The organism is Salipiger abyssi, from assembly GCF_001975705.1.
Taxonomy (GTDB): Bacteria; Pseudomonadota; Alphaproteobacteria; order Rhodobacterales; family Rhodobacteraceae; genus Salipiger; species Salipiger abyssi.
In genome coordinates, this window is the sequence record NZ_CP015093.1 from 2755163 (window position 1) to 2780508 (window position 25346).

A 25346-nucleotide genomic window follows, 5' to 3' on the forward strand; every position below is an offset into this window, starting at 1 on the left:
CCGCGCCCCGAAGGGCGCGACGGGGCACATGTCAGGCGTCGGGCAGCGGCGGCAGGCTGCGCAGGTAGAGGATGACCGCGTCGAGATCCTCGGGCGTCATCCCGGCGAGATAGCCATAGGGCATGGGTGGCAGCATCTCGCTGCCGTCGGTCCGCTTGCCCTCCGCGATCATCGCTTTCAGCTCGGCGTCGCTGTAGCCCGCCAGACCGTCCTCGTGGCTGGTGAGGTTGGCGGCGATGGAGGTGCCCCAGGGGCCGTGGAATTCGAACCCGCCCTGTCCGAGATGCGCCGGGTCGGTCATCGGGCCTTGCGGGCCCATCGGCGAGTGACACTCCATGCAATGCGCGACCGGGCCGGCGAGATAGGCGCCGTATGCCACCGTGACGCCCTGCGGCGGCGCGGTCACGGTCTCGACCGGCGGGCCGTAAGCCGGGGGCAGGGGGATGTTGTATTCGGAAGGCGGCACCTCGTTCTCCACCGGCGCCAGCGTGCGCAGGAAGGCGACGATCGAGGCAAGATCGTCGTCGCCCAGCCCACGATACATGGCAAAGGGCATCGGCGGCCCGATCAGCGAGCCGTCGGGCCGCAGCCCCTCGCGGATCGCGCGCGCCAGCTCTGCATCGCTCCAGTCCGCGATGCGGCTCGCGGGGGTGATATTGGGCGCATAGGCCGTGAAGACCGGGTTCTTGTCGACCAGCCGTCCGGCCAGCTCCATGCCCGGCACCGGCCCGTCCGGGCCCAGCGGCGTGTGGCAATTGCCGCAGCCCGCCGGCCCCCGAACGAGATATTCGCCGCGCGCCAGATCCGGCTCTGCGGTGGCTGCCACGGCAAGGCTGCCGAGGCTGGCGACCGACGTCGCGAACGCCTTCAACTTCATGATGTGTCTCCCCTGAGAGATGCAATTAAAAGTGTAAAACAAAACAGATACGCGAAACTCATCTTATCAGCTCCGTCCCGCCTGGCGACAAAAATTGACGCAGGGTCAAGCGGCGGGCGCCGGAGCTGACAGCCGAGGAAAGACGACGATATGCCAGCCACGATCTCACGCGCCGATTATGCCGCCATGTTCGGTCCCACCACCGGGGACAGGCTGCGGCTCGCTGATACCGATCTGATCATCGAGGTCGAACGCGACCTGACCGCCGAGCTGGTGGGCGCCGCCGGTGGCGGTAACGGGCCGGTCTATGGCGAGGAGGTGAAGTTCGGCGGCGGCAAGGTGATCCGCGACGGCATGGGCCAGTCGCAGACCACCCGCGCAGACGGCGCCGTCGATACGGTGATCACCAATGCGCTGATCGTCGACCATAGCGGCATCTACAAGGCCGATGTCGGCCTGCGCGACGGGCGCATCCACAAGATCGGCAAGGCCGGCAACCCCGACACCCAGCCCGGCGTGAACATCGTCGTCGGTCCGGGCACCGAGGTCATCGCGGGCGAGGGGCGCATCCTCACCGCCGGCGGCATGGACAGCCATATCCACTTCATCTGCCCGCAGCAGATCGAGGACGCGCTGCATTCCGGCCTCACCACCATGCTGGGCGGCGGCACCGGCCCCGCGCATGGCACGCTGGCCACCACCTGCACGCCGGGCGCCTGGCATATCGGGCGGATGATGCAGGCCGCCGATGCCTTCCCGATGAACCTCGCCTTTGCCGGCAAGGGCAACGCCTCGCTGCCGCTGGCACTGGCCGAGCAGATCAAGGCCGGCGCCTGCTGTCTCAAGCTGCACGAGGACTGGGGCACCACCCCCGGCGCCATCGACACCTGCCTGAGCGTCGCCGACGACATGGACGTGCAGGTGATGATCCACACCGACACGCTCAACGAGAGCGGATTTGTCGAGAACACCGTCGCCGCCATGAAGGGCCGTACCATTCACGCCTTCCACACCGAAGGCGCCGGCGGCGGCCATGCGCCCGACATCATCAAGATCTGCGGTGAGGAGTTCGTCCTGCCCAGCTCCACCAACCCGACGCGGCCCTATACCGGCAACACGCTGGAAGAGCATCTCGACATGCTCATGGTCTGCCACCATCTCGACAAGTCGATCCCCGAGGATGTGGCCTTTGCCGAAAGCCGCATCCGGCGCGAGACCATCGCCGCCGAGGACATCCTGCACGACATGGGCGCGTTTTCGATCATCGCGTCGGACAGCCAGGCCATGGGCCGGGTGGGCGAGGTGATCATCCGCACCTGGCAGACCGCTGACAAGATGAAGAAGCAGCGCGGCAAGCTCGCCGAGGAGACCGGCGACAACGACAATTTCCGTGTCCGCCGCTATGTGGCGAAATACACCATCAACCCGGCCATCGCCCATGGCATCAGCCAGCACATCGGCTCTGTCGAAGAGGGCAAGCGCGCCGATCTGGTGCTGTGGAACCCGGCGTTTTTCGGAGTGAAGCCGGAAATGGTGCTGATGGGCGGCACCATCGTCTGTGCGCAGATGGGCGACCCCAACGCCTCGATCCCGACGCCGCAGCCGGTCTATTCGCGCCCCATGTTCGGCGCCTATGGCCGTTCGGTCGAAAACTCGGCGGTGATCTTCGTCTCCGAGGCGGCGCAGGCCGAGGGTATCGGCGAGACGCTGGGCATCGCCAAGCAGACGCTTGCGGTGCGCAATACCCGCGGCATCGGCAAGAAGGATCTGGTCCTGAACGACGCCACGCCGGAGATCGAGGTGCATCCCGAGACCTACGAGGTGCGCGCCGATGGCGAGCTGCTGACCTGCGAGCCGGCGACTGAGCTGCCGATGGCGCAGCGCTATTTCCTGTTCTGATCCGACAACAGGCGCGCTTCGCATGACACGGCTGTTCCTCTGCCTGCTGGCGCTGCCCTCGGTGGCATCGGCCGACTGTCCGACGGCGGCGGATCTCGACACCGGGATCCTGTTTCACCTGGCGGGCGGCGATACCGAGCTGTTCCGGCGCGAGGACGCGCAGACGGTGCGCTCGGTCTATCACTACGCGGAGGAGAACGCCGAGAGCCATGTGCTGCTGGGGCGCGGCATGTATGTGCTGGCCTATGGCGAGACGCAGGACGGCGAGCCGGTGCCGGACGGGCTGATGCGCTACGATTTCGGGCGCGCACCGGAAGAGATGCCGCTGCCCGAGCCCGAGGGCGGCTGGACGGCGGATGTCGAGGTGACCGCCGCCTGGGGCAGCGAGCACGAGGTGCAGATCTACAGTTTCGGGCCGCTCAGCCGGGTCAGCTTCGGCGATTGCAGCTATGATATGATCCCGGTCATCCAGTCCTACCGGCCCGATCCGCTGGACACGGTGGAATTCGTCAACTGGCTGCCGGAGCTCGGCCTCTCCTACCTGTCGCGCATTGCCGACCGGGAGGGCGAGGACCGCTACGACTACACCGGCATCGAGGCGGTGCACTGATGGCGGTCAAAGGTAGTTCAAAGTTAAACCATCTACCTATGCGCTCAGCGAAACGCGACTTTGCAGTTGCAGCATTTGTGGAGTCGGGCAGGATCGCTTACCTATTGGCCGTGGGAGGGGACCTAAACATCGGAAGGAAGGTTTCCCATGGCATTTCAAAGCGCCGTACATCATCACGAAGCACCGTTTTTCTCGCGCGTTCTGCACGCGATCGGTCACATGTTCGTCGCCATCGGCGAGTCGAACCCGCGCCTGAAACGCGTCGAAGCGCTTCAGCGTCTGTCCGACGCCGAGCTGGCCGAAAAGGGCCTGCGCCGCGAAGACATCGTGCGCCACGTTTTCCAGGATCTGTTCTACGTCTGATCCTGCGTCCGAGTTTCCGGATCGCCGCGCGCGCTGACGCGGGCGCCGTTCCAACCTGCCAAGGCCACGCACCCGGTGAGATCCGGGGCGTGGCCTTCTCTGTTTTGCGGCCCCCGCGCCGCGCGAAAGGAGCCGAGACATGACCACGCTGCCCACCAGCCACGAAATCCTCCGCAAGGGCCTCTGGGACGATGCCGCCGACACCGTCCGGCTGAGCTATGAGGACCGGTTCCTGCGCCGCAAGGTGCTGAAGGCGGCGTCGGGGCAGGGGTTTCTGGTCGATCTCGCCCATACCGAAAGCCTCGATCATGGCGATGCGTTCCGGCTCACCGACGGGCGCGCCGTGGCGGTGGAGGCGGCGGAGGAGCCGCTGCTGGCGGTGACCGGCGCCGATCTGCCGCGCATCGCCTGGCATATCGGCAACCGCCACACCCCCTGCCAGATCGAACAGGGCCGGCTGCTGATCCAGCGCGACCATGTGATCCGCGACATGCTGGAAAAGATCGGCGCCACGGTGGCGGAGGTCGACGAGCCCTTTACCCCCGAGGGCGGCGCCTATGGCCATGGCCGCACCCACGGGCACGACCATTCGCACAGCCACGGGCCCGAGGCGCATAGCCACGACGACGGCCACGGGCACAGCCACAGCCATGCCCATAGCCACGGATCGCACCCGCATACGCATGAGCACTGACGCGGCGCTGACCCTGCACCAGCTCTTCTCTCCGGCCTTCCCGGTCGGGGCCTTCGCCTATTCCCACGGGCTCGAAACCGTGGTGCAGGCGGGGCAGGTGGGCGATGCCGACAGCCTGCTGGCCTGGCTGGAGGCGGTGCTGCGCCACGGTGCCGGCTGGTCGGACGCGGTGCTGATGGCTCAGGCGGCACGGGGCGCGGATCCGGAAACGCTCTCCGAGCTGGGCCGCGCGCTCTCGCCCTCCGCCGAGCGGCGGCTGGAGACTGAGCAGCAGGGAAATGCCTTTGCCGCGACGGTTTCGGAGGTCTGGGGGCTGGAGATCCCGCCATCCCCCTATCCCGTGGCGGTCGGGCGCGCGGTGCGGGCGCTGGAACTGCCGCTGGCGGAGGCGCTGCGGCTCTACCTTCTGGCCTTTGCCTCCAACCTCGCGAGCGCCGGCGTGCGTCTGGTGCCGCTCGGCCAGACCGAGGGCCAGCGCGTGGTGGCGGCGCTGGCGCCGCTCTGCGCGGCGCTGGCAAAACAGGCGGAAGCGGCGGATCTCGACGAGGTCGGTGGCTTCGCACCGCTGATCGACATTGCCAGCCAGCGCCACGACATGCTCTATTCGCGGCTCTTCAGATCGTAACGGAGGTAAAGATGGCATCCCCGAACGGACCTTTGCGCGTGGGCCTCGGCGGCCCGGTGGGCGCCGGCAAGACCACGCTGACCGCGGCGCTCGCCCGGGCGCTGCGCGACCGGCTGTCCATGGCGGTGGTCACCAACGACATCTACACCCGCGAGGATGCCGAGGAACTGATGCGCCAGCAGGTGCTGCCGCTCGACCGCATCAAGGGGGTGGAGACCGGCGGCTGCCCGCATACCGCGATCCGCGAGGATGCCTCGATCAACCTTGCCGCCATTGCCGAGCTGAACGCGGCTTTCCCCGATCTCGACCTGATCCTGATCGAATCCGGGGGCGACAACCTCTCGGCGACCTTCTCGCCGGAACTGGCCGACGTGACGATCTATGTGATCGACACCGCCGCCGGCGAGGAGATCCCGCGCAAGGGCGGGCCGGCGATCACCAAATCCGACATCCTGGTGATCAACAAGACCGATCTCGCGCCTTATGTGGGCGCCTCGCTCGACGTGATGGAGCGCGACGCGACAAAGATGCGCGCCGGGCGGCCCTTTGTCTTTGCCTCGCTGCGCCAGGGGCAGGGGGTGGACGAGGTCGTCACGCTGCTGGCGCAGATCGGCGGGCTGCCCCTGGTCGAAGCCGCCGAGTAGCGCGACAGGCCATCGGTGAGGGTGATGCCATATGGCGCCACCTCATCTTGGCGTTCCTGCCGGTGGCGCGACAAGATATAGTCGCGCCGACTCAGTTACCGGAAAGGGATTCGTTCATGCCGCTCAGCCCCGAACAGCAGGCCGAAATCGACGCGCAGCGCGCCGCTCCGCAGCCGACCCTGCGCGCCGTGTCCGAGGGCATGGAGGCGCATCTCTATACCGCTCAGCCGGTGCTCGACCACGGCTTTGTGCGGGTGGTCGATTACATGGGCGACGACGCGGCGATCTGTCAGGCGGCGCGGGTTTCCTATGGCAAGGGCACCAAATCGGTCAGCAATGACGAGGGGCTGATCCGCTACCTGATGCGGCACTGGCACTCGACCCCGTTCGAGATGTGCGAGGTCAAGCTGCATGTGAAGCTGCCGATCTTTGTGGCGCGGCAGTGGATCCGTCACCGCACCGCCAATGTGAACGAATATTCCGCCCGCTATTCGATCCTCGATCGGGAATTCTATGTCCCCGCGCCCGAGCATCTGGCGGCGCAGTCCGAGGTCAACAACCAGGGCCGGGGCGCCGCGCTTTCGGGCGAAGAGGCCGAGCGCGTGCTGCGCTACCTGCGCGACGACGCGATGCGCAGCTACGACCATTACGAAGAGATGATCTCGACCGAGGGCCAGCAGGGGCTCGCGCGCGAGCTGGCGCGGATGAACCTGCCGGCGAATATCTACACCCAGTGGTACTGGAAGGTGGATCTGCACAACCTGCTGCATTTCCTGCGCCTGCGCGCCGATGCCCATGCGCAATACGAGATCCGCGTCTATGCGGATGCGATCTGCGAGATGGTCAAGGACTGGGTGCCCTTTGCCTATCGCGCCTTCGAGGATTACCGCATGGGCGGCGCGCAGCTCTCGCGCAGCGCGCTCGACTGTGTGCGCCGGATGCTCAAGGGCGAAGAGGTCACGCAGGAAAGCTCCGGCATGTCCAAGGGCGAGTGGCGCGAGTTCAAGGCGGTGCTCGACGGCGAGGCCTGAAGAGGCGCCGCATCCCTCCTTCCGCGGTCCCGGGACGATCTGACGGCGCGGCGCTCTCGACATCTGCGCCGGGCTGTCTAGGTTTCTAGGAAAGACCGTAAGGAGGTGTCACATGGGCATCCGGTATCTGCACACCATGGTCCGCGTGAAGGACCTGGAAAAATCTCTCGCATTCTACAAGCTTCTCGGGCTGAAGGAGCGCCGCCGCAGCGAAAGCGAAAAGGGCCGCTTCACCCTGGTTTTCCTCTGCCCGCCGGAACAGGATGACGGCACCGCGGATGTGGAGCTGACCTATAACTGGGACGGCGACGAGGGGCTGCCCTCGGATTCGCGGCATTTCGGCCATCTCGCCTATACCGTGCCGGATATCTACGAGATGTGTCAGACGCTCATGGACAATGGCGTGACCATCAACCGGCCGCCGCGCGACGGGCATATGGCCTTTGTGCGCTCGCCCGACAATGTGTCGATCGAGCTCTTGCAGCAGGGCGATGCGCTGCCGCCGCAGGAGCCCTGGGCGAGCATGGAAAATACAGGCCATTGGTAAGGGCCGCCGCCCTCCGGCTCGCGGCGCTGGCCGTTGTGGCGCTGACGCTTCTTCCGGGCGCGGCGCGGGCCGAGGGCTGCCGGCTGGCGCTGCTGCTGGCGCTCGATGTGTCGTCCTCGGTGGATGACAGCGAATACCGGCTGCAAAAACAGGGGCTGGCGGCGGCGCTGTCGGACCCGGACGTCAAGCGCTCGATCCTCGAAGGCGAGGGGCATGTCGCGCTGTCGGTCTATGAATGGAGCGGTCGGCGGCAGTCGACGCTGCTGCTCGACTGGATCCTGCTCTCCGATGAGGATGCGCTGAACCAGGCGGTGGGCACGATCCTTGCCGCGCCACGCAGCTACAACCGGTTTCCCACCGCGATGGGCTATGCGCTGGGCTACGGGGCCGGGTTGCTGGAGCAGGCGCCGCCCTGCGGGCGCAAGGTGATCGACGTCTCCGGCGACGGCATCACCAATGACGGGTTCCGCCCGCAGCAGGCTTATGCACATTTCCCCTTTCAGGGCGTGGTGGTGAACGGGCTGGCGGTGCTGGGGTCCGATCCGCGCGTGGTGGACTATTTTCGCGGAGAGGTGGCGCATGGCCCGGGCGCCTTTGTCGAGGTGGCCGAGGGCTATGAGGATTTTCGCCGCGCGATGACTCTGAAATTGTTCCGCGAACTCAATGACATGATCGTGGGTGTGCTACGGCCTTGACCCGTTGCCGCAGTGCCTTGTGAGGTGCGCTGCACCGATCGGGTTGTCGCGGGAGGTCTGATGCGGCATTGTGTCGCTGCGAATCCGTGCTAGGCTCCTCCTTCAGGGAGGACACCACATGCTGAATTTCTCGATCGGCCTGTTTCTGGGTTTGCTGATCATGGCGCCAGCCGTGAGCATTGTTCTATGCGCCGCGTCGCTGACGCGCCGGGCGGAAGGGCGTGAGACACGTCCGATCCGCCGGCGGCTTCTGATCGCGGGCGCCCCGGGGCGCTGAGCCGTTCAAGGACGGATCGCGCAACCGGCCTGCCGCCTTGGAGGAGGGGGCGGCGGGCCGGTCTGCGGGGTCAGTAGATATATCTGATCTGATCGGTCCAGAACCGTTCGAGCCGGCGCAGCGAGGTGTTGATGACATCGAGCCCGTCGAGATCGATCATGTTGCGCCCTTCCAGGCCCTCGGAGTGGCGTTCGAACAGCGATTGCACCATGTCGCGCACCTCGCGCCCCTGAGCGGTCAGCCGCACCCGTACCGAGCGTCGGTCAATCTCGCAGCGCTGGTGGTGCATATAGCCCATCTCGACCAGCTTCTTGAGATTGTAGCTGACATTGCTGCCCTGATAGTAGCCGCGCGATTTCAACTCGCCCGCCGTCACCTCGTTATCGCCGATATTGTAGAGGAGCAGCGCCTGCACCGCGTTGATCTCGATAACCCCGGTGCGCTCGAACTCGTCCTTGATCACGTCGAGCAGCAGCCGGTGCAGCCGCTCGACCAGGGACAGCGTTTCAAGGTACCCGGCCATGTAGCCGCTGAGCGGCCTGTTTCCCATGGAGGCATGAATGCTCATAACCGTCTCCGCCTGTATTCGTTGACAGGCAGGTTTGCGGCAAAAAGACGAACAATCGGTTAAATCGCCTAAGATACTTGGAAAACCGCAGATTTCCGCGCGTCAGCGGTTGCAGGCGGTCGTGGCGATATCGTCAATCAGCCCGCGCAGGGCATCGGGCGCCGGGCGCTGGCCCGAAACCCACTGATAGAGATCCTGGTCGTTCTCCTCCAGCAGCGCCTCGTAAGCGTCGAGCTGCGCCGCATCCATCTGCGCCAGCTTCGCCTCGGAATAGCGCATGAGGATGATGTCCATCTCCTTGATGCCGCGCCGCATGGAACGCATCGACAGCCGTTTCAGGCGGTGTTCCGGAGTTTCGCTCATGCCTCTTCCTTCAGCAGCTGGCGCAGGGTCTTTTCCAGCCGTCCCAGCCGGTCGCCGGCGGTCTGGATCTGGGTCTTGAGCGCGCGGATCTCCAGCAGCGCCTCGTTGATATCCGCGGGCAGGGTGCCGCCATCGCCCTCGGGCGCCGCGAGCCCCTCGCCCTCGCCGGTGAGCAGCCAGCCCATCGACACGTTGAGCAGCCCGGCCAGCATCTGCAACTTGTTGGCGCGGGGCTCCGAGAGATCGTTTTCCCAGCCCTGAAGCGTCTTGAGCTTGATGCCCATGCGCCGCGCCAGTTTCTCCTGGCCCATGCCCGCGGCCTCGCGCGAGGCCGCAATGCGGTCGCCGAAGGTGGCGGCGTCGGGGCCGTACCAGTCTGTTGTGTCGTTCATCTCGCTCTCCTCCGGCCTCCCGGGCCGTTTCCCTCGCGGTGGAAGCCGCTTGAACGGGTGCTGGGCGCACCCTATGACAGTCGGGACCCCAATTCAAACGGTGCCCCCATGGCTTTTCTCTCCGATACCCTCGCCCGTGTGAAACCCTCGCCCACGGTGGCCGTCACCCAGCTCGCCAACGAGCTGAAGGCGCAGGGCAAGGATGTCATTGGACTCGGTGCCGGCGAGCCCGATTTTGACACGCCCGACAATATCAAGGAGGCGGCGATTGCGGCCATCCATGCGGGAAAAACGAAATACACCGCGCCGGACGGGATCATCGAGCTGAAACAGGCGATCTGCGCCAAGTTCAAGCGCGAGAACGGGCTCGATTACGAGCCCGCGCAGATCAGCGTCTCCACCGGCGGCAAGCAGGTTCTCTACAATGCCTTCATGGCAACGCTGAACCCCGGCGACGAGGTGATCATCCCGGCGCCCTACTGGGTGAGCTATCCCGACATGGTGCTGCTCGGGCAGGGTACGCCGGTGATCGTCGAGGGCAAGCCCGAGCTCGGTTACAAGATCACGCCCGAGATGCTGGAAGCGGCGATCACGCCGAAAACCAAGTGGTTCCTGTTCAACTCGCCGTCGAACCCCACCGGCGCCGGCTATTCCCGCGCCGAGCTGAAAGCGCTGACCGATGTGCTGATGCGGCACCCGCATGTCTGGGTGATGACCGACGACATGTACGAGCATCTGGCCTATGACGGGTTCGAATTCTGCACCCCCGCGCAGGTGGAGCCGGCGCTCTACGACCGCACGCTGACCTGCAACGGCGTCTCCAAGGCCTATGCCATGACCGGCTGGCGCATCGGCTATGCCGGCGGGCCGAAGGAGCTTATCGCGGCGATGCGCAAGATCCAGTCGCAATCGACCACCAACCCCTGCTCGATCAGCCAGTGGGCGGCGGTCGAGGCGCTGACCCGGCCGCAGGACTTCCTCGTTGAATGGGTCGAGGTCTTCAAACGCCGCCGCAATCTGGTGGTTTCGGCGCTGAACGCCATCGAGGGGATCGAGTGCCCGACCCCGGAGGGCGCGTTCTACGTCTACCCGTCGATCGCCGGGCTGCTGGGCAAGACTTCGGCCGGCGGCACGCTCATCGAGAATGACGAGACCTTCGCCAGGGCGCTGCTCGAAGAGGCGGGTGTCGCGGTGGTGTTCGGCGCGGCCTTTGGCCTCTCGCCCAATTTCCGCATCTCCTACGCGACCTCCGACGCGGCGCTGGAAGAGGCCTGCAACCGCATCGCGGCCTTCTGCGAGGGGCTGGTATAAGCCGGCCTCCGGGCCGGTTTCCGTAACCGAATGGAGCGAGGTATGGCGGGTGAATTGCCGGAATATTACTTTCGGGTGCGCGACAATGGCGCGCTGGTGTTCCGTGTCGATCTGGAGAATCGTCAGCGACGGATCGAGATGGATCAGATCGCCGTGGTCAATCTCAACCGCGACGAGATCAAGCCGCATGGTGACCGGGCGCTGAGCGAGGCCGATCTCGCGGCGATCCGGTCCTGGATGAGCGAGCGCAAAGCGCTGCTCGCCCTGCGCGATATCGACGATATCCACCGCGCCATCGACCATCTCAACATGACCGCGCAATGGGCGCAGTCGCGCGCCAGCGACGACCAGCTCGACGCGGTGACCGACGATCTCTTGCTGGCGATGCATGATCTGCGCTCTGTGCTCGTGCGCAAAAAGGCCGAGCGTCTGACGAAAGACTGAGCTTAGGTGCCGGATTTCGCATGCCAATCGAGGCATTTTCGGGGCGCTGTGCGCAAAACGGAAACGATACGCGGGAATCCGGACAATTCATTGACTTAAAAGGCGGGACTGCTACGCTGCGGCGAAGAATAATTTCCGATCACTTCGGTTTCTCGGGGGACACCATGCGCGCATCCGTTTTTCTCGCCGCCGCCGCGGCTCTGTCGATTTCCGCCTCGCAGGCCATGGCCTGGGGCGACATGTATATGGGCGATGCCACCGCCGATCCCAGCCGCCAGCCGCTGGTGCAGGCCTATCCGTCGGCCAATTACTGCCCCGCCGGCAAACAGCCGGTGATCATCGGCGGCGTGATCTGCTGCGGCGTGCCGACGGCGGGCACCTACTACAATCCGGCCTCCTATGCCCGCAAGACGATCAAGAAGAGCGCGCCGGCCAAATCCTACATGCCCCGCGCCTATGCGCCCGAGGGCGAAAAGGGCGTCGTCTACAAGTAATTCCGGCGCCTTCGGGCCCTTGGCAAAACCGGAGAGGCCGCGTATACGCGCGGCCTGAACCATTTCCGGGGATCCGACCATGCAGGGCAGTGCCAATCTCAACATCATGATCAAGGCGGCGCGCAAGGCGGGCCGCTCGCTGGTGAAGGATTTCCGCGAGGTCGAGAACCTTCAGGTCTCGATGAAGGGCGCGGGCGATTTCGTCAGCAAGGCCGATATCGCCGCCGAGGCGATCCTCAAGGAAGAGCTGCTGGGCGCGCGGCCGACCTATGGCTGGCTCGGCGAGGAGGGCGGCGGCCAGGACGGCGCCGATCCGACGCGCCGCTGGATCGTCGATCCGCTCGACGGCACCACCAACTTTCTGCACGGGCTGCCGCACTGGGCGATCTCCATCGCGCTGGAGCACAAGGGCCAGATCGTCGCCGGCGTGGTCTTCGACCCGGCCAAGGACGAGATGTTCTATGCCGAGAAGGGCAATGGCGCCTGGCTCAACGATTCCCGCCGGCTGCGGGTCTCGGGGCGGTCGCGGATGATCGAGGCGATCTTTGCCACCGGCGTGCCCTTTGCCGCGAAAAAGACCCTGCCGGCGACGCTGAAGGATCTCGCCCGGCTGATGCCGGAATGCGCCGGTGTGCGGCGCTGGGGGGCGGCGGCGCTGGATCTCGCCTACGTGGCGGCGGGCCGCTACGATGGCTACTGGGAGCGCGAGCTGAACCTCTGGGACATCGCCGCGGGCTATCTCATCGCGCAGGAGGCCGGCGCGCTGGTCGACGCGGTCCGCGAGGGGCAGGCGCCGCTTGAGGCGGGCACGATCCTCTGCGCCAACAATGCGATCTTCGACAGCTTCGCCAAGGTGATCCGCGAGAGCTGACCGGCGCGGCCCCCGGCGGCGCGGTCGGGAGGTTTTGCGTATTTCAAAAGAGAAGACGCCAGGGGCAGTGCGCAGCTCTTGGCGTCTTTTCTTTGACGAACACGCCCGCCGGAGGGCGTCCGTCGCGTGCCGCGGGCTCAGCGGTCGGAGGGGTGGTTGACGCCGTCTTCCCAGCGGATCGGCTCGTACTCCGCCGGGTTCACGCCTTCGATGGCGCCCATATTGACCCCGTATTCGTTCGGGTTCGAGCGGCGCTGGTGATACATGTAATTGCCGCAGACCGAGCAGAAATAGTGCTTCGCGGTCATCGTGCCGAACTGGTAGAGCGTCAGCGTTTCGGCGCCCTTCACCACCTCCAGCCCGTCCAGCGGGGCAGAGACCACGGCAGCGCCGCGGCGGCGGCAATAGGAGCAGTCGCAGCGCCGGGCGGTGTTGAGCCCGTCCGAGAGCGTCACGCGCAGCTCGACGGCACCGCAATGGCAGGTGGCTTTCAGGGGCTCGGTCATCGTCTGCGTCCGATCTTGGGAATGGTTGTGGTGTCGGTATAGCGCGCCGCCGGGTGGGGCGGGTGGCCTTGCGTGCGGTTCCAGTAGCGCGGCCCGCCGCGCCGCAGCCAGACCGGCACGGTCAGCAGCAGCCCCGCGACAAAGCCGCCCAGATGCGCCCAATAGGCGACGCCGCTGCCGTCGGCCGCGCTGCCGACCCCGCCGAAGACCTGAAGCGCGAACCACACCGCCAGCACGATCCAGGCGGGGATGGGCAGGATCTTGAAGAAGACGATCAGGATCACCAGGATATCGACCCGGGCACGCGGGAAGAGCAGCAGATAGCCGCCCATCACGCCGGCGATGGCGCCGGAGGCCCCGACCGTCGGCACCGGTGAGAAGGGCGCGGCGAGGTAATGGGTGAGCGCCGCCAAAAGGCCGCAGGCGAGGTAGAAGCCGAGGAAGCGCAGATGCCCCATCTCGTCCTCGATATTGTCGCCGAAGATGAACAGGAACAGCATATTGCCCGCCAGATGCGCCACGCCGCCATGCAGGAACATCGAGGTGAGCATGCCGGTCAGCCCGCCGCCCTCGCTCACCAGCGCCGGGATCAGCGCCCAGTCGTAGAAGAAGGCATTGAGCGCGCGCGGTTGCTGGAACAGCGACCAGTAGCTGAGGAATATGAGAATATTCGCCACGATCAGCCCGTAGGTGACATAGGGCGTGCGGCCCGAGGGGTTGTGATCGCGGATCGGAAACATCGCCTGTAGCTTGGCGCGGTTTCGTCCGGCGTCAAGGGCCGCCGATGCGGGCGCGGCGCGGGGCCGCGCCCGGGCGCTTACATATTGCCGCCGAGCAGCGCCGCGTTGCCGCCCGAGGCGGTGGTGTCGATGCAGACATGGCGCTCGGCGCGGGCATGGCCGCGGTCGGGGGTGCCGGTGATCAGCGTCAGGATCGGACCCTTGCGCTCGGCGAGCGCGCGGCGATAGGCGCGGGCGCTGTCGGCGTCGCCCCACCAGATCGCCGCCGAGATATCGGTGAGGGTCGCCAGCGCTTCGGGCGCCACCTTGCCGTGCGAGACCACGGCGACGCCGCCGAGCTTGCGGATCGCCTCCGCCTGGGCGGCGGCGCAGTCCGAGCCGGGGCCGAGGCAGAGCACCGGCGGGCGGGCCAGCGTGGTGTACTGGTTGGCCTCGCCGGTGGGGCCGGGCAGCTCGGTCGTCACCGGGCCGGGCGCGTGGCCCGCCGCCGCAAGGGCCGCGCTCAGCCGGTCGGGCAGGTCGTGGGTCGACCAGGAGCCCACCGGCCCGGCATGGGCATGGCTGCGGAAGCGGTCGCAATAGAGCGGCCCGCCGGCCTTTGGCCCGGTGCCCGAGAGCCCTTCGCCGCCGAAGGGCTGGCTGCCGACGATCGCGCCGATCTGGTTGCGGTTGACGTAGAGATTGCCGGCCTCGACGCGCTCGGTCACATGCTGCACCCGGTCGTCGATGCGGGTTTGCAGCCCGAAGGTGAGCCCGTAACCGGTGGCGTTGATGGCGTCGATCACCGCGTCGAGCTCTTCGGATTTGAAGGTGGCGATATGCAGCACCGGGCCGAAGATCTCGCGCTCCAGATCGGCGATGCCGTTCACCTTGATGAGGGCAGGGGCGATGAAATGGCCCTCTGACGGCACCTCGGTCTGTTTCAGCAGGCGTCCGTCGGCGCGGGCGGCCTCTACATAGGCGGCGATGCCCGCATGCGCCTCGGCGTCGATCACCGGGCCGAGATCGGTGGAGAGATCCCAGGGCTGGCCGGGGCGCAACGCCTCCATGGCGCCGGTCAGCATCTCCATGAAAGGCGGCGCGATATCCTCCTGCACATAGAGGCAGCGCAGCGCCGAGCAGCGCTGGCCCGCCGACTGGAAGGCGGATTCGACGATGGCACGCACCGCCTGTTCGGGAAGCGCGGTGCTGTCGACGATCATCGCGTTGAGCCCGCCGGTCTCGGCGATGAACGGCGTGCCGGGGGCGAGATGGGTGGCGATGGAGCGATGGATGATCTGCGCGGTCTCGGTGGAGCCGGTGAAGGCGACGCCGGTGACATGTGGCTCGGAGGTCAGGGCCGCGCCCACCTCGCCGGCGCCGGGCAGCAGTTGCAGCGCGGAGGCGGGCACGCCGGCCTGATGCAGGAGCTGCACTGCGCGCCAGGCGATGAGCGGCGTCTGCTCGGCGGGTTTCGCCAGCACCGCGTTGCCGGTGGCGAGCGCTGCGGCGATCTGGCCGGTGAAGATCGCCAGCGGGAAGTTCCACGGCGAGATGCAGGCAAAGACGCCCTGAGGCGGTGCGTCATTGTCGAGCGCGCGGGCGGCGTAGTAGCGCAGGAAATCCACCGCCTCGCGCAGCTCGGCCACCGCGTCGAGCTGGGTCTTGCCGGCCTCGCGGTGCAGCATGGCGAAGATCTCGCCGAAATGCGCCTCGTAGAGATCGGCGGCGGCGTTGAGGGCGGCTGCGCGCGCGGCGGCAGGCGCCTCCCAGGGGCGGGCGGCGGCGGCGGCGATGGCGACGGTTGCGGGTGTGGCCCAGGTGACCCTGCCCGGGCTGTCGGCGGGATCGGCGGGGTTCTCCAGCGCCTCCTCGGCCCCGTGCGGCGCCTCCTCGGCGGTGATCGGCGCCACCGTCCAGACATGATCGCGGAACGGCGCGCGCGCCGCGTCGATGGCCCCCAGGGTCGGGCGGTGCGTCAGATCGAACCCCTTGGAATTCACCCGCTCGGGCGCAAACAGTTCTGGACCACGGGCGAGGGGGCGGGTGTCGGTCGTCTCGAACGGATCGGCGGCGACCACCTCCGGCGGCACCTCCTCGTCGACGATCTGGTTGACGAAGGAGGAGTTGGCGCCGTTCTCCAGCAGCCGCCGCACCAGATAGGCCAGCAGATCGCGATGCGCCCCCACCGGCGCGTAGATCCGGCAGCGGGTGCCCTCGGCCTTGTGCACCAGCTCGTGCAGCACCTCGCCCATGCCGTGCAGGCGCTGGAATTCGAACGCGCTCTTGTCACCGGCCATATGCAGCACCGCCGCCACCGTATGCGCGTTATGGGTGGCGAATTGCGGATAGATCCGGTCGGTCATGCCCAGCAGCTTGCGGGCATTGGCGATATAGGAGATGTCGCTATGCGCCTTGGAGGTGAAGACCGGGAAGCCTTCGAGCCCCATCACCTGCGCGCGCTTGATCTCGGTGTCCCAATAGGCGCCCTTGACCAGCCGGACCATGATGCGACGGTCATGCGCCTCGGCCAGCGCATGGAGCCAGTCGAGCGTCTCGGCGGCGCGCAGGCCGAAAGCCTGTACCACCACGCCGAACCCGTCCCAGCCCGCCAGCGAGGGGGCGGCGAAGGCGGCGCCGATCACATCCAGCGAGAGCGACAGGCGGTCGGCCTCCTCGGCGTCGATATTGAGCCCGATATTGGCGGCCTTTGCCTGCTCGCAAAGCTGCCTGAGACGCGGCACCAACACCGCCATGACCTCGTCGCGCTGGCCTTCCTCGTAGCGGGCGAAAAGCGCCGAGAGCTTGACCGAGATGCCGGGATTGTCGCGGATGTCGGAGGCCCTGGCGGCGCCCGCGATGGCGTCGATGGCCCTGGAATAGGCGTCGAGATAGCGCAGCGCATCGGCCTCGGTGCGCGCGGCCTCGCCCAGCATGTCGTAGCTGTAGGTATAGCCCTTCTCCTCCATCGCGCTGCCGCGCTTCATCGCCTTCTGGATCGTCTCGCCCAGCACGAACTGCGCGCCCATCTCCTTCATCGCGCGGCCCACTGCGGTGCGGATCACCGGCTCGCCCAGCCGCTTCATGGCGTTGCGCAGATGACCGGCGGGGCCGGGGCGCTGCGCCGGGTCCAGCACCTTGCCGGTGAGCATCAGCGCCCAGGTCGAGGCGTTGACCAGCGGCGAGGTCGAGCGGCCCATGTGACGGCCCCAATCCGAAGGCGCGATCTTGTCCTCGATCAGCGCGTCGATGGTCTCGGCATCGGGCACGCGCAGCAGCGCCTCGGCCAGACACATGAGCGCGATGCCCTCGTCGGTCGAGAGCCCGTATTCGGCAAGGAAGACCTCCATCAGCCCGGGCCGGGAGCTGCCGCGGATATCGCGCACGAGCCCGGCCGCGCGGTTGCCGATGGCGGCGCGGTCTTGGGGCGACAAGGCCGCCTGCTCGCGCAGCCGCGCAACGGTGGCAGCCTCGTCGGCATAGGTGTTGAGGTCGATCTGCTCGCGCAGGGCGGGGGCGATATCCTTGGGCATGATGATCTCCGGTGATTTTCCCCAATGTACAGTGGTGTCCGAAGTCGATTTGCCTTATTGCTGGCAAAGCGCTATCCGAACCGACCGAAAAACACGGGAAACCCCATGCAAGACGACTTCGAGGAATTCGACCGGTTCGACCGCGCGATTCTGACCACGCTCGCCGGTGACGGCCGCATCTCCATTACTGAACTAGCCCGGCGCATCGGCCTGTCCAAAAGCCCCACACAGGCGCGGCTGCGGCGGCTGGAGGAGCTGGGGGTGATCCGCGGTTATCGCGCCATTCTCGACCCGATCCGTCTGGGGCTCGATCATGTGGCCTTTGTCGAGGTGCGGATGCTGGATACGCGCGAGACCTCGCTGGGAGAGTTCAACGCGGCGGTGGCGGCGATCCCCGAGATCGAGCAGGTGCATCTGATCGCGGGCAATTTCGATTACCTGCTCAAGGTCCGCACCGCCGACATGCGCAGCTACCGCCGGGTTCTGGCGGAAAAGATCTCGACCCTGCCGCATGTCTCGACCACCTCGACCTATGTGGCGATGCAGGCGGTCAAGGAGGACGGGCTGGCCCAGCCGCCGGGCGGCGAGGGGTGAGCTGCGCTCTGGTCAAGCCTGTGAAATTCCGGCAAGAGAGAGCCCGGGCCCGCGTGGTGGAATGGTAGACACAGGGGACTTAAAATCCCCAGCCTTCGGGCGTGCCGGTTCGAGTCCGGCCGCGGGTACCAAATTGATTTTAAACATGCTTTTCTAAGGCTTCGCCGAAGCGTGGCATTTTGCCTGAAAGGCGTTCACACATCCGATTCACACGTTGTTGTTTCGTTTCCGTTCTGTTCTGGATCATTTCCGGCGCTCCTGAGCGATCTTGGATAGGGCGCGTTTGTTTGCCCTCTTGCGGTAATAAGCCACCATCTCGGCGCTCTGACCTGTCACAGACTGGATTTCCGCGTCCGAGGATCCGGCTTCGGCCAGTTCGACAATCGCAAGCTTTCGCAGGCCATGCATCGTGTACGGTGCCGCATTCTCGCCAAGACCCTTGCGCCAGGCCCGAAAAGCACGCTCGACGCCTTGATATCCGAGTGGCTCGCGCAGGTTCCGCGCGAGAAAATGATCGCCACGGATTGGCAAAGACGCGGTGAAGTCGCGCAGGCTCTTGGGGCAAAATACCTCAAGCCACTTGTCGCCCTTTTCATCCCTGACGCGCATCCACTCGCCGTTGATTTGATCCCGGCGCATGGTGATCGCTGCATTCGGGCGCTGGCCGGTGCCCAAAATCAACCGCGCCGCGATCCGAACATTCTCCGGAGCGCTGTCCAGTTTCTCAACCATCCATGCCGGCCAAGGCTCAATTTCACGGGCGGGCTTGTATCTGGCCAGACGACGCGCCGGATTCTCTCCCAGAGGCCAGTCCAGCTCTGTGGCAGCGTAGTTCCAGAGCAGCGAAATTGTTTGAGCGTGCCGGCTCGCCTTTCGTGGCGTTTCGGCCAGATTCTCCAGTGCGGCGCGCACGGCTTGGCGGGTGGTCTTACGCATATCCTTGGCGCCGTTCTTGGCCATGATTGCGTCCATCGTCCGGCGATAGCTGGCCTTGGTGCTGGGTTTCAGCTTGCCCTGACCGGCGATAGGATCGCGACGCCATGTCTCGATGCATTCCCGCCAAGTGTAGTTGGACGGCTTCACCTGCGCCTTGTGCTTCCCTCCCTGCGCCAGCCAATAAAGCCGGTCCAGTTCGCGTGCATCGCCCTGCCAGTCGAGTTTCACCTCGCGGGCTCGACGCACGCCGTTCTCAGTCCAGGTGACGCGATGATACGGATGCCATGCGCCGCGCGCCCACCGCCACTGCAGGTGCGGCTTTGCAATGCGTGGCTTTGGAGGTCTCAAAGCTCGAAATCCTCATCTGGAACAGCGGCGCCGCCCTGCAATATCGCTTCTATGTCATCGGTGCGCCATCGTTTTAGTCCACCGATATCACAAGGACTCGGCAGGGCACCCACAGAAACAAGCCGCCGGAACTCGTCGGCGGACATATCCAGCATCTTGGCGGCGCTGGTGTCTTTGACGGCAAGAGGGCGTGCGGCGGGCATCAGTCGCTGCCTTCCGCGGCTAGCGAGCCTTCGTTGCAGATGTCGGCGCAAAGCGATACGCACTCGTTGCAGATGAAGACAGATGGCCCGGCTATGAGCTTCTGTACCTCATTCTGAGGCTTGCCGCAGAATGAGCAGCGCAGGGGCCTGAGTTCTTCGAGCCTCTGTTTCAGATCGTCGCGGTCTTTTTCGGCTCTCGAGAGCTTGAGTTGCAGCTCTTCGAGAGTTTTGCGGCTCACGCGTTCGTCGTCCACTGATCTGGGCCTTCCAAACATCACCCTTCCCACCCCATCGCCTTGATGAGCGCCGGAAACCAGTCGTTCACCGCGAACCACATCACTGCTGCGCCGCAGAGAGCCAGCACGGCGATCACGGCGAACGCCCACCGCGAATGATCGTGACGGTCGTGGTAGTCGTTCCAGGTGCGCGTGTCGGTGGATTGCGTTTCGTCCGTCGGTGCGATGCGTGGTAGGGCAGATGCGCCTTCGCTAGCCGTCTTGGGTTGAAACGTTTCCGCGCCATCTGCCCCGTAGATCGTCGCGAGTTCGGCCAGCGGTTTGCCCACATCTTCGGTGAGGATTTCGCGCGGGGTTTCGCGGATGCGTGCGCCGAGTCCTTCGGAGCGGCGCAGATATATCTTGCCGTTCTTGGCAACCGTCGCCGGGGCGTTGCCGCTGATGACAGCGGGCGACCACGAGTCGAGTCGGCGCTGTTCGATGAAATAGCCGGTCATGATGACGCTGCGCCTTTCCTATTTGCAGTTTTCTGCATTGGGTTCCGCGCCGATGGTCGGGTCTCCTTCCACAGCGCAGCGCGCGGCCATCGCGGCGAGCTGCACGCATTCGGAATAGACCTGCCACCAATCGTTGTGCTTGCCTTCACGCATGTGGAGCATGGATTTCGCGACTTCTCCGATCTCTTCTGTCATCGCCGCGATAGTGGGGTTCGGAGCCGGGAAAAGCCGAGCTGCGCGAAAGACTTCCGCTCTGACGTCATCGAGAAAGGGGTCGATGGTGTTATCGGTGATCTGGTTGCTCATGGCGTTGTCCTCTCTTGCCGTCCATCGCAACGCCCCGTCACCGGGGCGCTGACAAAGGCGGCAAGTTATCCGGCAGCCTCGGCGGTGCCGTAGAAGACGGGCAGGGCAGTGTCGTTCTCCGCTTTGGCCACCGCTTCTTCGATGGCCTCGCGCTTGGCTTCGTCGGGGTTGTAGAGTGTCACGAAGAATTTCACGGTCGAGCCGCTCTTGCGATAGAAAAACCGGACGGTCATGCGGTAGAGATCGCCGCCGTCGAAAACCGGGATCGCGATCAGGAACAGGTTGGGGATCTGGAGCGGGCGCCCTTCCTCATCGTTATGCTCGTTGACGAAATGGATCATCGACGCGCCGTTGTCGCGGTTCTTCGTAACCTTGAGGTTCGAGGTCTCATGCACCGTGAATTCCCGGCTCATGTTCATCAGCTCGTGCGGCTGGCCGAAGCGCCCGCCGATCTTTTCGGCGAGATCGCGGCTGCGCTCTTCCCATGGGGCCGGATTGCCATCGGATTTCGCGTGGATCAGGTAGGGCGTCGGTTCGAGGAAATGCAGGATGTTGGATTCGATGAATTCGCCAAGCTCCTCCTTGTCCATGCCTTTGCCCGATACGGCTTCCCAGATCTGCCATTCCTCGGAGAGCGGGAAATCGTAGCGCCCGCGATGATCGCAGAAGGCCGCGCCTTTCTCGCCGCTGGTGTCATCCCATGCCACCGCGCCGGCACCGTGATAGTTCGCGATGCAGGTCAGGCTGGGCGTGTTCGGATCTGCGAATAGCGCCGAGCTGTCGCCTTTGAAGCGATTGGTCCAGCCGATCAGGCTGTCGAGCGTCGAGAGATAGGCTGTGCCCTTGCGGCGCTCGGGCTTGTCGCGCAGCAGCGCCGCGCGCAGCTTGTCGGAGTGGTCCTCGGTTTTGCGACCAGCGGGAACGCTGACCAGGAAGGGGGTGCGCAGGGAGAATTTCTGCTCTTTCTTGGGATCGTCCCAGTCCACCGGGGCGATGAGCGGCGTCGGTTGCCCGATCTCCTCCATCGTCTCGCGCATGGTGGCCGCGACGTTGGCGGCGTGGGTGTCGATATCGGTCATGGTGGTGGTCCTTTCAGGCGGTGAGGTGGCGGACGGCGCGCATCACGGCGTCTTCCATGTGGGTGTTTGCGAGCGACAGATTGCGAGATGCGAAGCGCTCGCAATCGGGATCGGTGCCGCCGAGGGCATGCGGCTCGGAGATGAACGCCGCGCCCATGTCTTTGATCCGTTCCATCGCTGCTTTCTCCTCATCGGAGAGGACGCGGTACTGGTGCCGGACGGCGTTGTTGGCGGTACGGTCATCACCGCTGCTGCTGACGTGTTCGGTCATCGCCCTCACTCCCCGGCGCTGCGCATCTTGCGGTCGGGCGAGGTCACGTCGCGGAGTCCACTCTGCATCTGCTTCATCATCGGCGAGTAGAGCGACAGCCGGCCCTGATCGTCGGCATAGGCGACGCCGGACGCGGCGGGGGCTTTCGGCGCTTTCGTGTCGAACGTGCCGGTCAGCTCCACGTCACCGGATTTCTGGAGCTGGTATTGCAGGGTGAGTGTCAGCGTGCCCTTGGGCTTGCCGCCATAGGCTTGCTGATACTCGCGCAGGGTGACCTGCAATTCGCGCAGCTTGTCCTGCATCTCGGTCAGGAATGCGCCCTGATCCAGCAGCGCAAGCTGCTGCTCGAAGGTGCGCAGTTCGAAGTCGTCGGCCATCTGTGAGGTCTCCTATCTCGGGGTGGCGATGCGTCCGGCCCATGCATCGAATTCGGTGCGCAGGCGCTGAAATCTGGTCGTTGCGACCTCGTCGCTGGCCAGTGCCCGGCGGCTTTCGACCCGGCAGCACTGGCGCAGGTATTCGGCGGCGGCGCTGGCGGTGAACTGACCGCCCGGATAGCCGCTGCGGGTGGCCGCGAAGCGCTGGAATGCCGGATCATTGCAAAGGATGCCGGCCTGTTGCGGTGCGGGAAGATCCGCGAAAGGCATGTTCATGCTCCTGAACAGGTGCCGGGGCGGCGAGAGGGGGAGGAACCGCCCCGGCGGCGCAGGGCGCGGCGGCGCAGGGCGCGGAGGCGGGTTTCGGTGTCGCTGGCAATGGCGTGAAACACCAGCGCCGCCGGGCCGGTCGCGCTGGCGGCGCGCGCCCGGGCGCGGTCGCGCAGATCGGTGATCCTGTCGATTTCGGCCAGCAGGCTCTGGATCGTCACGGCGCTCATGCGGCGCCTCCATCGCCGCGCCCCATCATGCGGGCGATCATGCCGCGGCGGTTCTTGTGCGCGTCGACAGCGGCGCGGATGGAGGGCAGGGCGGCGACGCGCGCCGCGTCCACCTCGTTCGGGCGCTGCGGCGCCGGATAGTGGCTCGGACAGGCTTCGAGCCGGGCGGCGTGTCGCCCCTCGATGCGCGCCGAGCTGCCGTCTTCGCGGCGCTGCTCTTCCTTGAGCTGCAACCAGGCGTCCTGCACGGCGCCGGGGCTGTGAAAGACCAGATCCGGCGTGGTCACCATGCGGGACAGGCCGGCGAAACGTGTGGGGTGAAGCATCGGGATCTCCTGTAACGCGAGGCCATGCAGCCGCCCGCGAAGAGCGGCTGCATGACGGCTCAGGCTTTCGCGGCGAGCCTGGCGGCGACAAAGACCAGCGCCACGACCAGACCGTCGAGGATCCAGTCCATGAAGCGCGGCGCCACGATCTGCGCCGCCGTGAGGGTGAGGGCGGTGCTGGTCGCCCAGGCCAGAACGTGCCGGCGCAGCCAGGCCATCAGGCGTAGCTCTCAGCCTTGAGGCCGAGGCGCTTGGCGATCTTGTCGATCATGGCGCGTTCGGTCTCGTCGACGGTGCCGTCGGCATCGGCGATGTCCATCGCGGTGAGCAGCACCATTTCGGCATCGTCGGTATTGCTGGCGATGTCGTCGAGCTCTTTCATGAGGGTCATCTGCCCGACGCGCCCGCCGCCGGCGCGGTCGAGCATGCGCTGCATGCAGCCCTCGATCTGGCGCGCGTCAAAGGCGGTGTTGAGGGCTTCGTTGGCGGTCACGGCCTTTACCGCGCCCTCGATCTCGGAATCGTCAATCGAGCCGTCCGCTGCGGCGACCAGGGCGGCGGAGGCGCAGACGGCCTCCAGAAGATCGGTACGGCCCTGAAGACGGTTGGCGCCCCCGCTGAGGCGTTCCTTGAGTTTTGCGAGCAATGTGTCTCTCCCGTGTGAGGTTCTCCCCACGATCAACCGCGTTGTGCGATGTCTTCGGAGGGGAACTGGGAGCGACATTGGGGGTATTGATACCCCAAGTCAACAAGAAATGGGTATAAATACCCCACAATTGCCGATCGCGATCTCGCGCCGTCAAGCTCACCATGCTACGGTACCGGTGTTGGCGTGGTGCTGGCGACATGAAAAAAGCCCGGCGCGAAGCTCGGCAGAAAGGACTAGCTTGGACAAAGAGGATGCCATTGATTGTCGCGCCGGGGCAGTAGCCCCTGCGGTGACAACGTTACAGACGCAGCGGAATGGCCCGTCGACTGATTGCTGGTCAAGTCTTGCCGATGCCTATCGCAGCATCCAAGAGCTCGAACTAGAGCTTGCGGAACTCAAAGCGGCTCTTCTCGAAATCAAGAAGTAGGCGGCCCTGCTTCAGAAAGCGAATTCCCAGAATGACTGAGTATTTTCGCCCGTTTTGCGATAGTGGAGCAGTGGTGAGATTTGTGTAAAAAGTGTGCTTCGAACCGATGAGTATGATTGGTGCGGTGTGGATTTTGCCTGGGTGGGTTGCAGTCGCGCCTCTGACAATGGCGCTGGTGCCAGCAACTTCTGGGATATCTAGGCGCGCTGCCGCTGCGTCATCAATGAAGTTCTCATCTGCGCCTGTATCGATTAGTGCCCAGTCGAAGCGGTCTGAAAAATTGTGTTTCGGTGTTGGTTGTATACTCAGAGCATTTGTATGAGCTAGTGCGATCGGGACGACCGGCTTGAAGCATCCTTCGGATGGTCGCTCGTTTACTTTTCCAGAGTCGTCCATGAAGAAGATACGTTCGGTTATCATAAAGTTTTTCTCGCTAGTTCGGCGGGCCAGTGCAGGCGCACGGGGGAGGCCCATTTTAGCCGGACGCCGTACTTGGTCGGGCTGGTGTCGTTGAAGCTGTGCAGGTCGAAGGTGCCTTCCTCACGGCCTTCGCGCAGCACCTTTACCCAGCCCATGCCGGTTTCGTCTTCGCAGACGCACCGCTTGCCAAGCACCTCAGACGGCACGCCTTCGTGGCTGTCGCGAGTGTAAAACAGCAGATCGCCCGCGCTATACACGGGCTCCATGCTGTCGCCCTCTACCTCAACCGCGACCACGCCATGCGGTGACAGGCCGGGCGGGCATTCAACCTGGGGGCCGGCGCCCTTGGCGTAAGCATCGAAGACCGGCACCTGAGCGCCGGCTCCGACCTTCCCGGCAATGGCGATTGTTCTTGGGCCGTTAAGATGGCCCTCCATGAATTCCTCATATGTTCCGCCAAAAGCCAACGCGATAAGGTATGCGTCATCTGCATTCGTGGTTTGGCTGCGGCCTCGGGCAACTTGCTTGAGTCTTTCGTACGGTATCCCGGTCTCCGTGGATACGCTGCGGACTGATCGTCCGGTCGCCGCTAGGGCTTTTTGAAACGCTTCAATGAACGTGCGTGGCATAACCATTTCTTCGGTCATGTCGCTCGCTTGGGGTAGGGGGGGGAAATACCCCTTGCTTTATGGGGTATTGATACCCCATAACTGA

Annotated in this window: 36 protein-coding genes, 1 tRNA gene and 1 pseudogene; 16 read left to right on the forward strand and 22 right to left on the reverse strand. The window is 65.2% G+C overall.

The features are described 5' to 3' along the window. Positions 1 to 31: 31 nt before the first annotated feature. Positions 32 to 877, reverse strand: a complete 846-nt coding sequence (locus Ga0080574_RS16895) for a c-type cytochrome (RefSeq protein ID WP_076702437.1) — start codon at positions 875 to 877, stop codon at positions 32 to 34. A 150-nt stretch (positions 878 to 1027) separates the two neighbouring features. Between Ga0080574_RS16895 and ureC the strand changes: the two genes are divergently transcribed. The 10 genes from ureC (at position 1028) to Ga0080574_RS25980 (ending at position 8262) form a co-directional block, all read left to right on the forward strand. Then, positions 1028 to 2776: an urease subunit alpha gene (gene ureC, locus Ga0080574_RS16900; RefSeq protein ID WP_076702441.1), complete on the forward strand. Its 1749-nt coding sequence runs from the start codon at positions 1028 to 1030 to the stop codon at positions 2774 to 2776. Positions 2777 to 2798: 22 nt separating this feature from the next. Continuing rightward, positions 2799 to 3386 (forward strand): hypothetical protein, encoded by a 588-nt coding sequence (locus Ga0080574_RS16905; RefSeq protein WP_076702444.1) that lies wholly within the window; start codon positions 2799 to 2801, stop codon positions 3384 to 3386. A gap of 147 nt (positions 3387 to 3533) precedes the next feature. Further along, entirely contained in the window at positions 3534 to 3749 is a 216-nt protein-coding gene (locus tag Ga0080574_RS16910; RefSeq protein WP_076702447.1) for a DUF1127 domain-containing protein, read from the forward strand. 139 nt (positions 3750 to 3888) lie between these two features. Next, positions 3889 to 4443, forward strand: coding sequence for an urease accessory protein UreE (locus tag Ga0080574_RS16915; protein ID WP_076702451.1), 555 nt, complete (start codon positions 3889 to 3891; stop codon positions 4441 to 4443). Then, positions 4433 to 5068, forward strand: coding sequence for an urease accessory protein UreF (locus Ga0080574_RS16920; protein ID WP_076702455.1), 636 nt, complete (start codon positions 4433 to 4435; stop codon positions 5066 to 5068). The genes Ga0080574_RS16915 and Ga0080574_RS16920 overlap by 11 nt, the downstream gene beginning before the upstream one ends. An 11-nt stretch (positions 5069 to 5079) precedes the next feature. After that, positions 5080 to 5712: an urease accessory protein UreG gene (gene ureG / locus Ga0080574_RS16925; RefSeq protein ID WP_076702459.1), complete on the forward strand. Its 633-nt coding sequence runs from the start codon at positions 5080 to 5082 to the stop codon at positions 5710 to 5712. 116 nt (positions 5713 to 5828) lie between these two features. Beyond that, a complete protein-coding gene (thyX, locus tag Ga0080574_RS16930) occupies positions 5829 to 6743 on the forward strand; it encodes an FAD-dependent thymidylate synthase (protein WP_076702462.1) in 915 nt (304 codons plus the stop codon). 112 nt (positions 6744 to 6855) lie between these two features. Further along, a complete protein-coding gene (locus Ga0080574_RS16935) occupies positions 6856 to 7290 on the forward strand; it encodes a VOC family protein (RefSeq protein ID WP_076702466.1) in 435 nt (144 codons plus the stop codon). Then, positions 7284 to 7985: a DUF1194 domain-containing protein gene (locus Ga0080574_RS16940; RefSeq protein ID WP_076702470.1), complete on the forward strand. Its 702-nt coding sequence runs from the start codon at positions 7284 to 7286 to the stop codon at positions 7983 to 7985. The genes Ga0080574_RS16935 and Ga0080574_RS16940 overlap by 7 nt, the downstream gene beginning before the upstream one ends. Before the next feature lie 118 nt (positions 7986 to 8103). Next, complete coding sequence (locus Ga0080574_RS25980; RefSeq protein ID WP_156876388.1) at positions 8104 to 8262, forward strand: hypothetical protein; 159 nt, start codon at positions 8104 to 8106, stop codon at positions 8260 to 8262. Positions 8263 to 8332: 70 nt separating this feature from the next. Here Ga0080574_RS25980 and Ga0080574_RS16945 read toward each other — a convergent pair whose 3' ends face one another. The 3 genes from Ga0080574_RS16945 to Ga0080574_RS16955 form a co-directional block, all read right to left on the reverse strand. Beyond that, positions 8333 to 8830, reverse strand: coding sequence for a MarR family winged helix-turn-helix transcriptional regulator (locus Ga0080574_RS16945; protein ID WP_076702473.1), 498 nt, complete (start codon positions 8828 to 8830; stop codon positions 8333 to 8335). A gap of 102 nt (positions 8831 to 8932) precedes the next feature. Beyond that, positions 8933 to 9193 (reverse strand): succinate dehydrogenase assembly factor 2, encoded by a 261-nt coding sequence (locus Ga0080574_RS16950; protein ID WP_076702476.1) that lies wholly within the window; start codon positions 9191 to 9193, stop codon positions 8933 to 8935. Further along, entirely contained in the window at positions 9190 to 9585 is a 396-nt protein-coding gene (locus Ga0080574_RS16955) for a helix-turn-helix domain-containing protein (RefSeq protein ID WP_076702480.1), read from the reverse strand. Before Ga0080574_RS16955 ends, Ga0080574_RS16950 begins: the two co-directional genes overlap by 4 nt. A 108-nt stretch (positions 9586 to 9693) precedes the next feature. Between Ga0080574_RS16955 and Ga0080574_RS16960 the strand changes: the two genes are divergently transcribed. From Ga0080574_RS16960 to Ga0080574_RS16975, 4 genes are all read left to right on the forward strand, one after another. Continuing rightward, positions 9694 to 10896 carry a pyridoxal phosphate-dependent aminotransferase gene (locus Ga0080574_RS16960; protein ID WP_076702484.1) on the forward strand — a complete coding sequence of 401 codons (1203 nt, stop codon included), beginning with the start codon at positions 9694 to 9696 and terminating at the stop codon, positions 10894 to 10896. A gap of 42 nt (positions 10897 to 10938) precedes the next feature. Beyond that, positions 10939 to 11340 (forward strand): hypothetical protein, encoded by a 402-nt coding sequence (locus Ga0080574_RS16965; protein ID WP_076702487.1) that lies wholly within the window; start codon positions 10939 to 10941, stop codon positions 11338 to 11340. A gap of 164 nt (positions 11341 to 11504) precedes the next feature. Beyond that, positions 11505 to 11834 carry a hypothetical protein gene (locus tag Ga0080574_RS16970; protein WP_076702490.1) on the forward strand — a complete coding sequence of 110 codons (330 nt, stop codon included), beginning with the start codon at positions 11505 to 11507 and terminating at the stop codon, positions 11832 to 11834. A gap of 79 nt (positions 11835 to 11913) precedes the next feature. Then, a complete protein-coding gene (locus Ga0080574_RS16975) occupies positions 11914 to 12705 on the forward strand; it encodes an inositol monophosphatase family protein (RefSeq protein WP_076702494.1) in 792 nt (263 codons plus the stop codon). Between the two features lie 137 nt (positions 12706 to 12842). Here the strand turns inward: Ga0080574_RS16975 and Ga0080574_RS16980 are convergent, their stop codons facing one another. From Ga0080574_RS16980 to putA, 3 genes are all read right to left on the reverse strand, one after another. Next, complete coding sequence (locus tag Ga0080574_RS16980) at positions 12843 to 13211, reverse strand: GFA family protein (RefSeq protein WP_076702498.1); 369 nt, start codon at positions 13209 to 13211, stop codon at positions 12843 to 12845. Further along, complete coding sequence (locus Ga0080574_RS16985) at positions 13208 to 13951, reverse strand: rhomboid family intramembrane serine protease (RefSeq protein WP_076702501.1); 744 nt, start codon at positions 13949 to 13951, stop codon at positions 13208 to 13210. The genes Ga0080574_RS16980 and Ga0080574_RS16985 overlap by 4 nt, the downstream gene beginning before the upstream one ends. 77 nt (positions 13952 to 14028) lie before the next feature. Next, on the reverse strand, positions 14029 to 17463 hold the full coding sequence (putA, locus tag Ga0080574_RS16990; protein WP_076702505.1) for a bifunctional proline dehydrogenase/L-glutamate gamma-semialdehyde dehydrogenase PutA: 3435 nt from the start codon (positions 17461 to 17463) through the stop codon (positions 14029 to 14031). Positions 17464 to 17568: 105 nt separating this feature from the next. On the opposite strand from putA, the gene Ga0080574_RS16995 reads away from it, so the two are divergent. Together Ga0080574_RS16995 and Ga0080574_RS17000 are read left to right on the forward strand one after the other, a co-directional pair. Further along, the gene (locus Ga0080574_RS16995) at positions 17569 to 18057 is read left to right on the forward strand and encodes an Lrp/AsnC family transcriptional regulator (RefSeq protein ID WP_076702508.1); all 489 of its coding nucleotides are present in this window, start codon (positions 17569 to 17571) and stop codon (positions 18055 to 18057) included. Positions 18058 to 18104: 47 nt separating this feature from the next. After that, positions 18105 to 18188 (forward strand) — tRNA-Leu (locus Ga0080574_RS17000). A 112-nt stretch (positions 18189 to 18300) separates the two neighbouring features. Here the strand turns inward: Ga0080574_RS17000 and Ga0080574_RS17005 are convergent. The 15 genes and pseudogenes from Ga0080574_RS17005 to Ga0080574_RS17070 form a co-directional block, all read right to left on the reverse strand. Continuing rightward, positions 18301 to 19221, reverse strand: a complete 921-nt coding sequence (locus Ga0080574_RS17005) for a tyrosine-type recombinase/integrase (protein ID WP_156876389.1) — start codon at positions 19219 to 19221, stop codon at positions 18301 to 18303. Positions 19222 to 19337: 116 nt separating this feature from the next. Next, positions 19338 to 19544, reverse strand: coding sequence for a helix-turn-helix transcriptional regulator (locus tag Ga0080574_RS17010; protein WP_076702515.1), 207 nt, complete (start codon positions 19542 to 19544; stop codon positions 19338 to 19340). 14 nt (positions 19545 to 19558) lie between these two features. Beyond that, positions 19559 to 19717, reverse strand: a pseudogene (locus tag Ga0080574_RS26530) (ClpX C4-type zinc finger protein); the annotation flags it as partial. 101 nt (positions 19718 to 19818) lie between these two features. After that, positions 19819 to 20277, reverse strand: a complete 459-nt coding sequence (locus Ga0080574_RS17020) for a hypothetical protein (RefSeq protein ID WP_076702518.1) — start codon at positions 20275 to 20277, stop codon at positions 19819 to 19821. A gap of 18 nt (positions 20278 to 20295) precedes the next feature. Then, positions 20296 to 20583, reverse strand: a complete 288-nt coding sequence (locus Ga0080574_RS17025) for a nucleoside triphosphate pyrophosphohydrolase family protein (protein WP_076702523.1) — start codon at positions 20581 to 20583, stop codon at positions 20296 to 20298. Positions 20584 to 20648: 65 nt separating this feature from the next. Then, positions 20649 to 21662, reverse strand: coding sequence for a DUF2303 family protein (locus Ga0080574_RS17030; RefSeq protein ID WP_076702526.1), 1014 nt, complete (start codon positions 21660 to 21662; stop codon positions 20649 to 20651). A 13-nt stretch (positions 21663 to 21675) separates the two neighbouring features. Beyond that, positions 21676 to 21933, reverse strand: coding sequence for an Acb2/Tad1 domain-containing protein (locus Ga0080574_RS17035; protein ID WP_076702529.1), 258 nt, complete (start codon positions 21931 to 21933; stop codon positions 21676 to 21678). Between the two features lie 5 nt (positions 21934 to 21938). Further along, on the reverse strand, positions 21939 to 22310 hold the full coding sequence (locus tag Ga0080574_RS17040) for a YfdP family phage-associated protein (protein WP_076702533.1): 372 nt from the start codon (positions 22308 to 22310) through the stop codon (positions 21939 to 21941). Between the two features lie 12 nt (positions 22311 to 22322). Beyond that, entirely contained in the window at positions 22323 to 22580 is a 258-nt protein-coding gene (locus Ga0080574_RS17045) for a hypothetical protein (protein WP_076702536.1), read from the reverse strand. Between the two features lie 2 nt (positions 22581 to 22582). Then, a complete protein-coding gene (locus tag Ga0080574_RS17050; RefSeq protein WP_076702539.1) occupies positions 22583 to 22810 on the reverse strand; it encodes a hypothetical protein in 228 nt (75 codons plus the stop codon). Beyond that, complete coding sequence (locus Ga0080574_RS17055) at positions 22807 to 23136, reverse strand: hypothetical protein (RefSeq protein WP_076702542.1); 330 nt, start codon at positions 23134 to 23136, stop codon at positions 22807 to 22809. The genes Ga0080574_RS17050 and Ga0080574_RS17055 overlap by 4 nt, the downstream gene beginning before the upstream one ends. Before the next feature lie 59 nt (positions 23137 to 23195). After that, positions 23196 to 23354, reverse strand: coding sequence for a hypothetical protein (locus Ga0080574_RS25985; RefSeq protein ID WP_156876390.1), 159 nt, complete (start codon positions 23352 to 23354; stop codon positions 23196 to 23198). Next, positions 23354 to 23782, reverse strand: a complete 429-nt coding sequence (locus Ga0080574_RS17060) for a tellurite resistance TerB family protein (RefSeq protein WP_076702546.1) — start codon at positions 23780 to 23782, stop codon at positions 23354 to 23356. The genes Ga0080574_RS25985 and Ga0080574_RS17060 overlap by 1 nt, the downstream gene beginning before the upstream one ends. Before the next feature lie 382 nt (positions 23783 to 24164). Next, positions 24165 to 24632, reverse strand: coding sequence for a retropepsin-like aspartic protease (locus Ga0080574_RS25990; protein WP_076702549.1), 468 nt, complete (start codon positions 24630 to 24632; stop codon positions 24165 to 24167). Next, on the reverse strand, positions 24629 to 25279 hold the full coding sequence (locus tag Ga0080574_RS17070; protein ID WP_237219274.1) for a S24 family peptidase: 651 nt from the start codon (positions 25277 to 25279) through the stop codon (positions 24629 to 24631). Before Ga0080574_RS17070 ends, Ga0080574_RS25990 begins: the two co-directional genes overlap by 4 nt. Between the last annotated feature and the right edge of the window lie 67 nt (positions 25280 to 25346).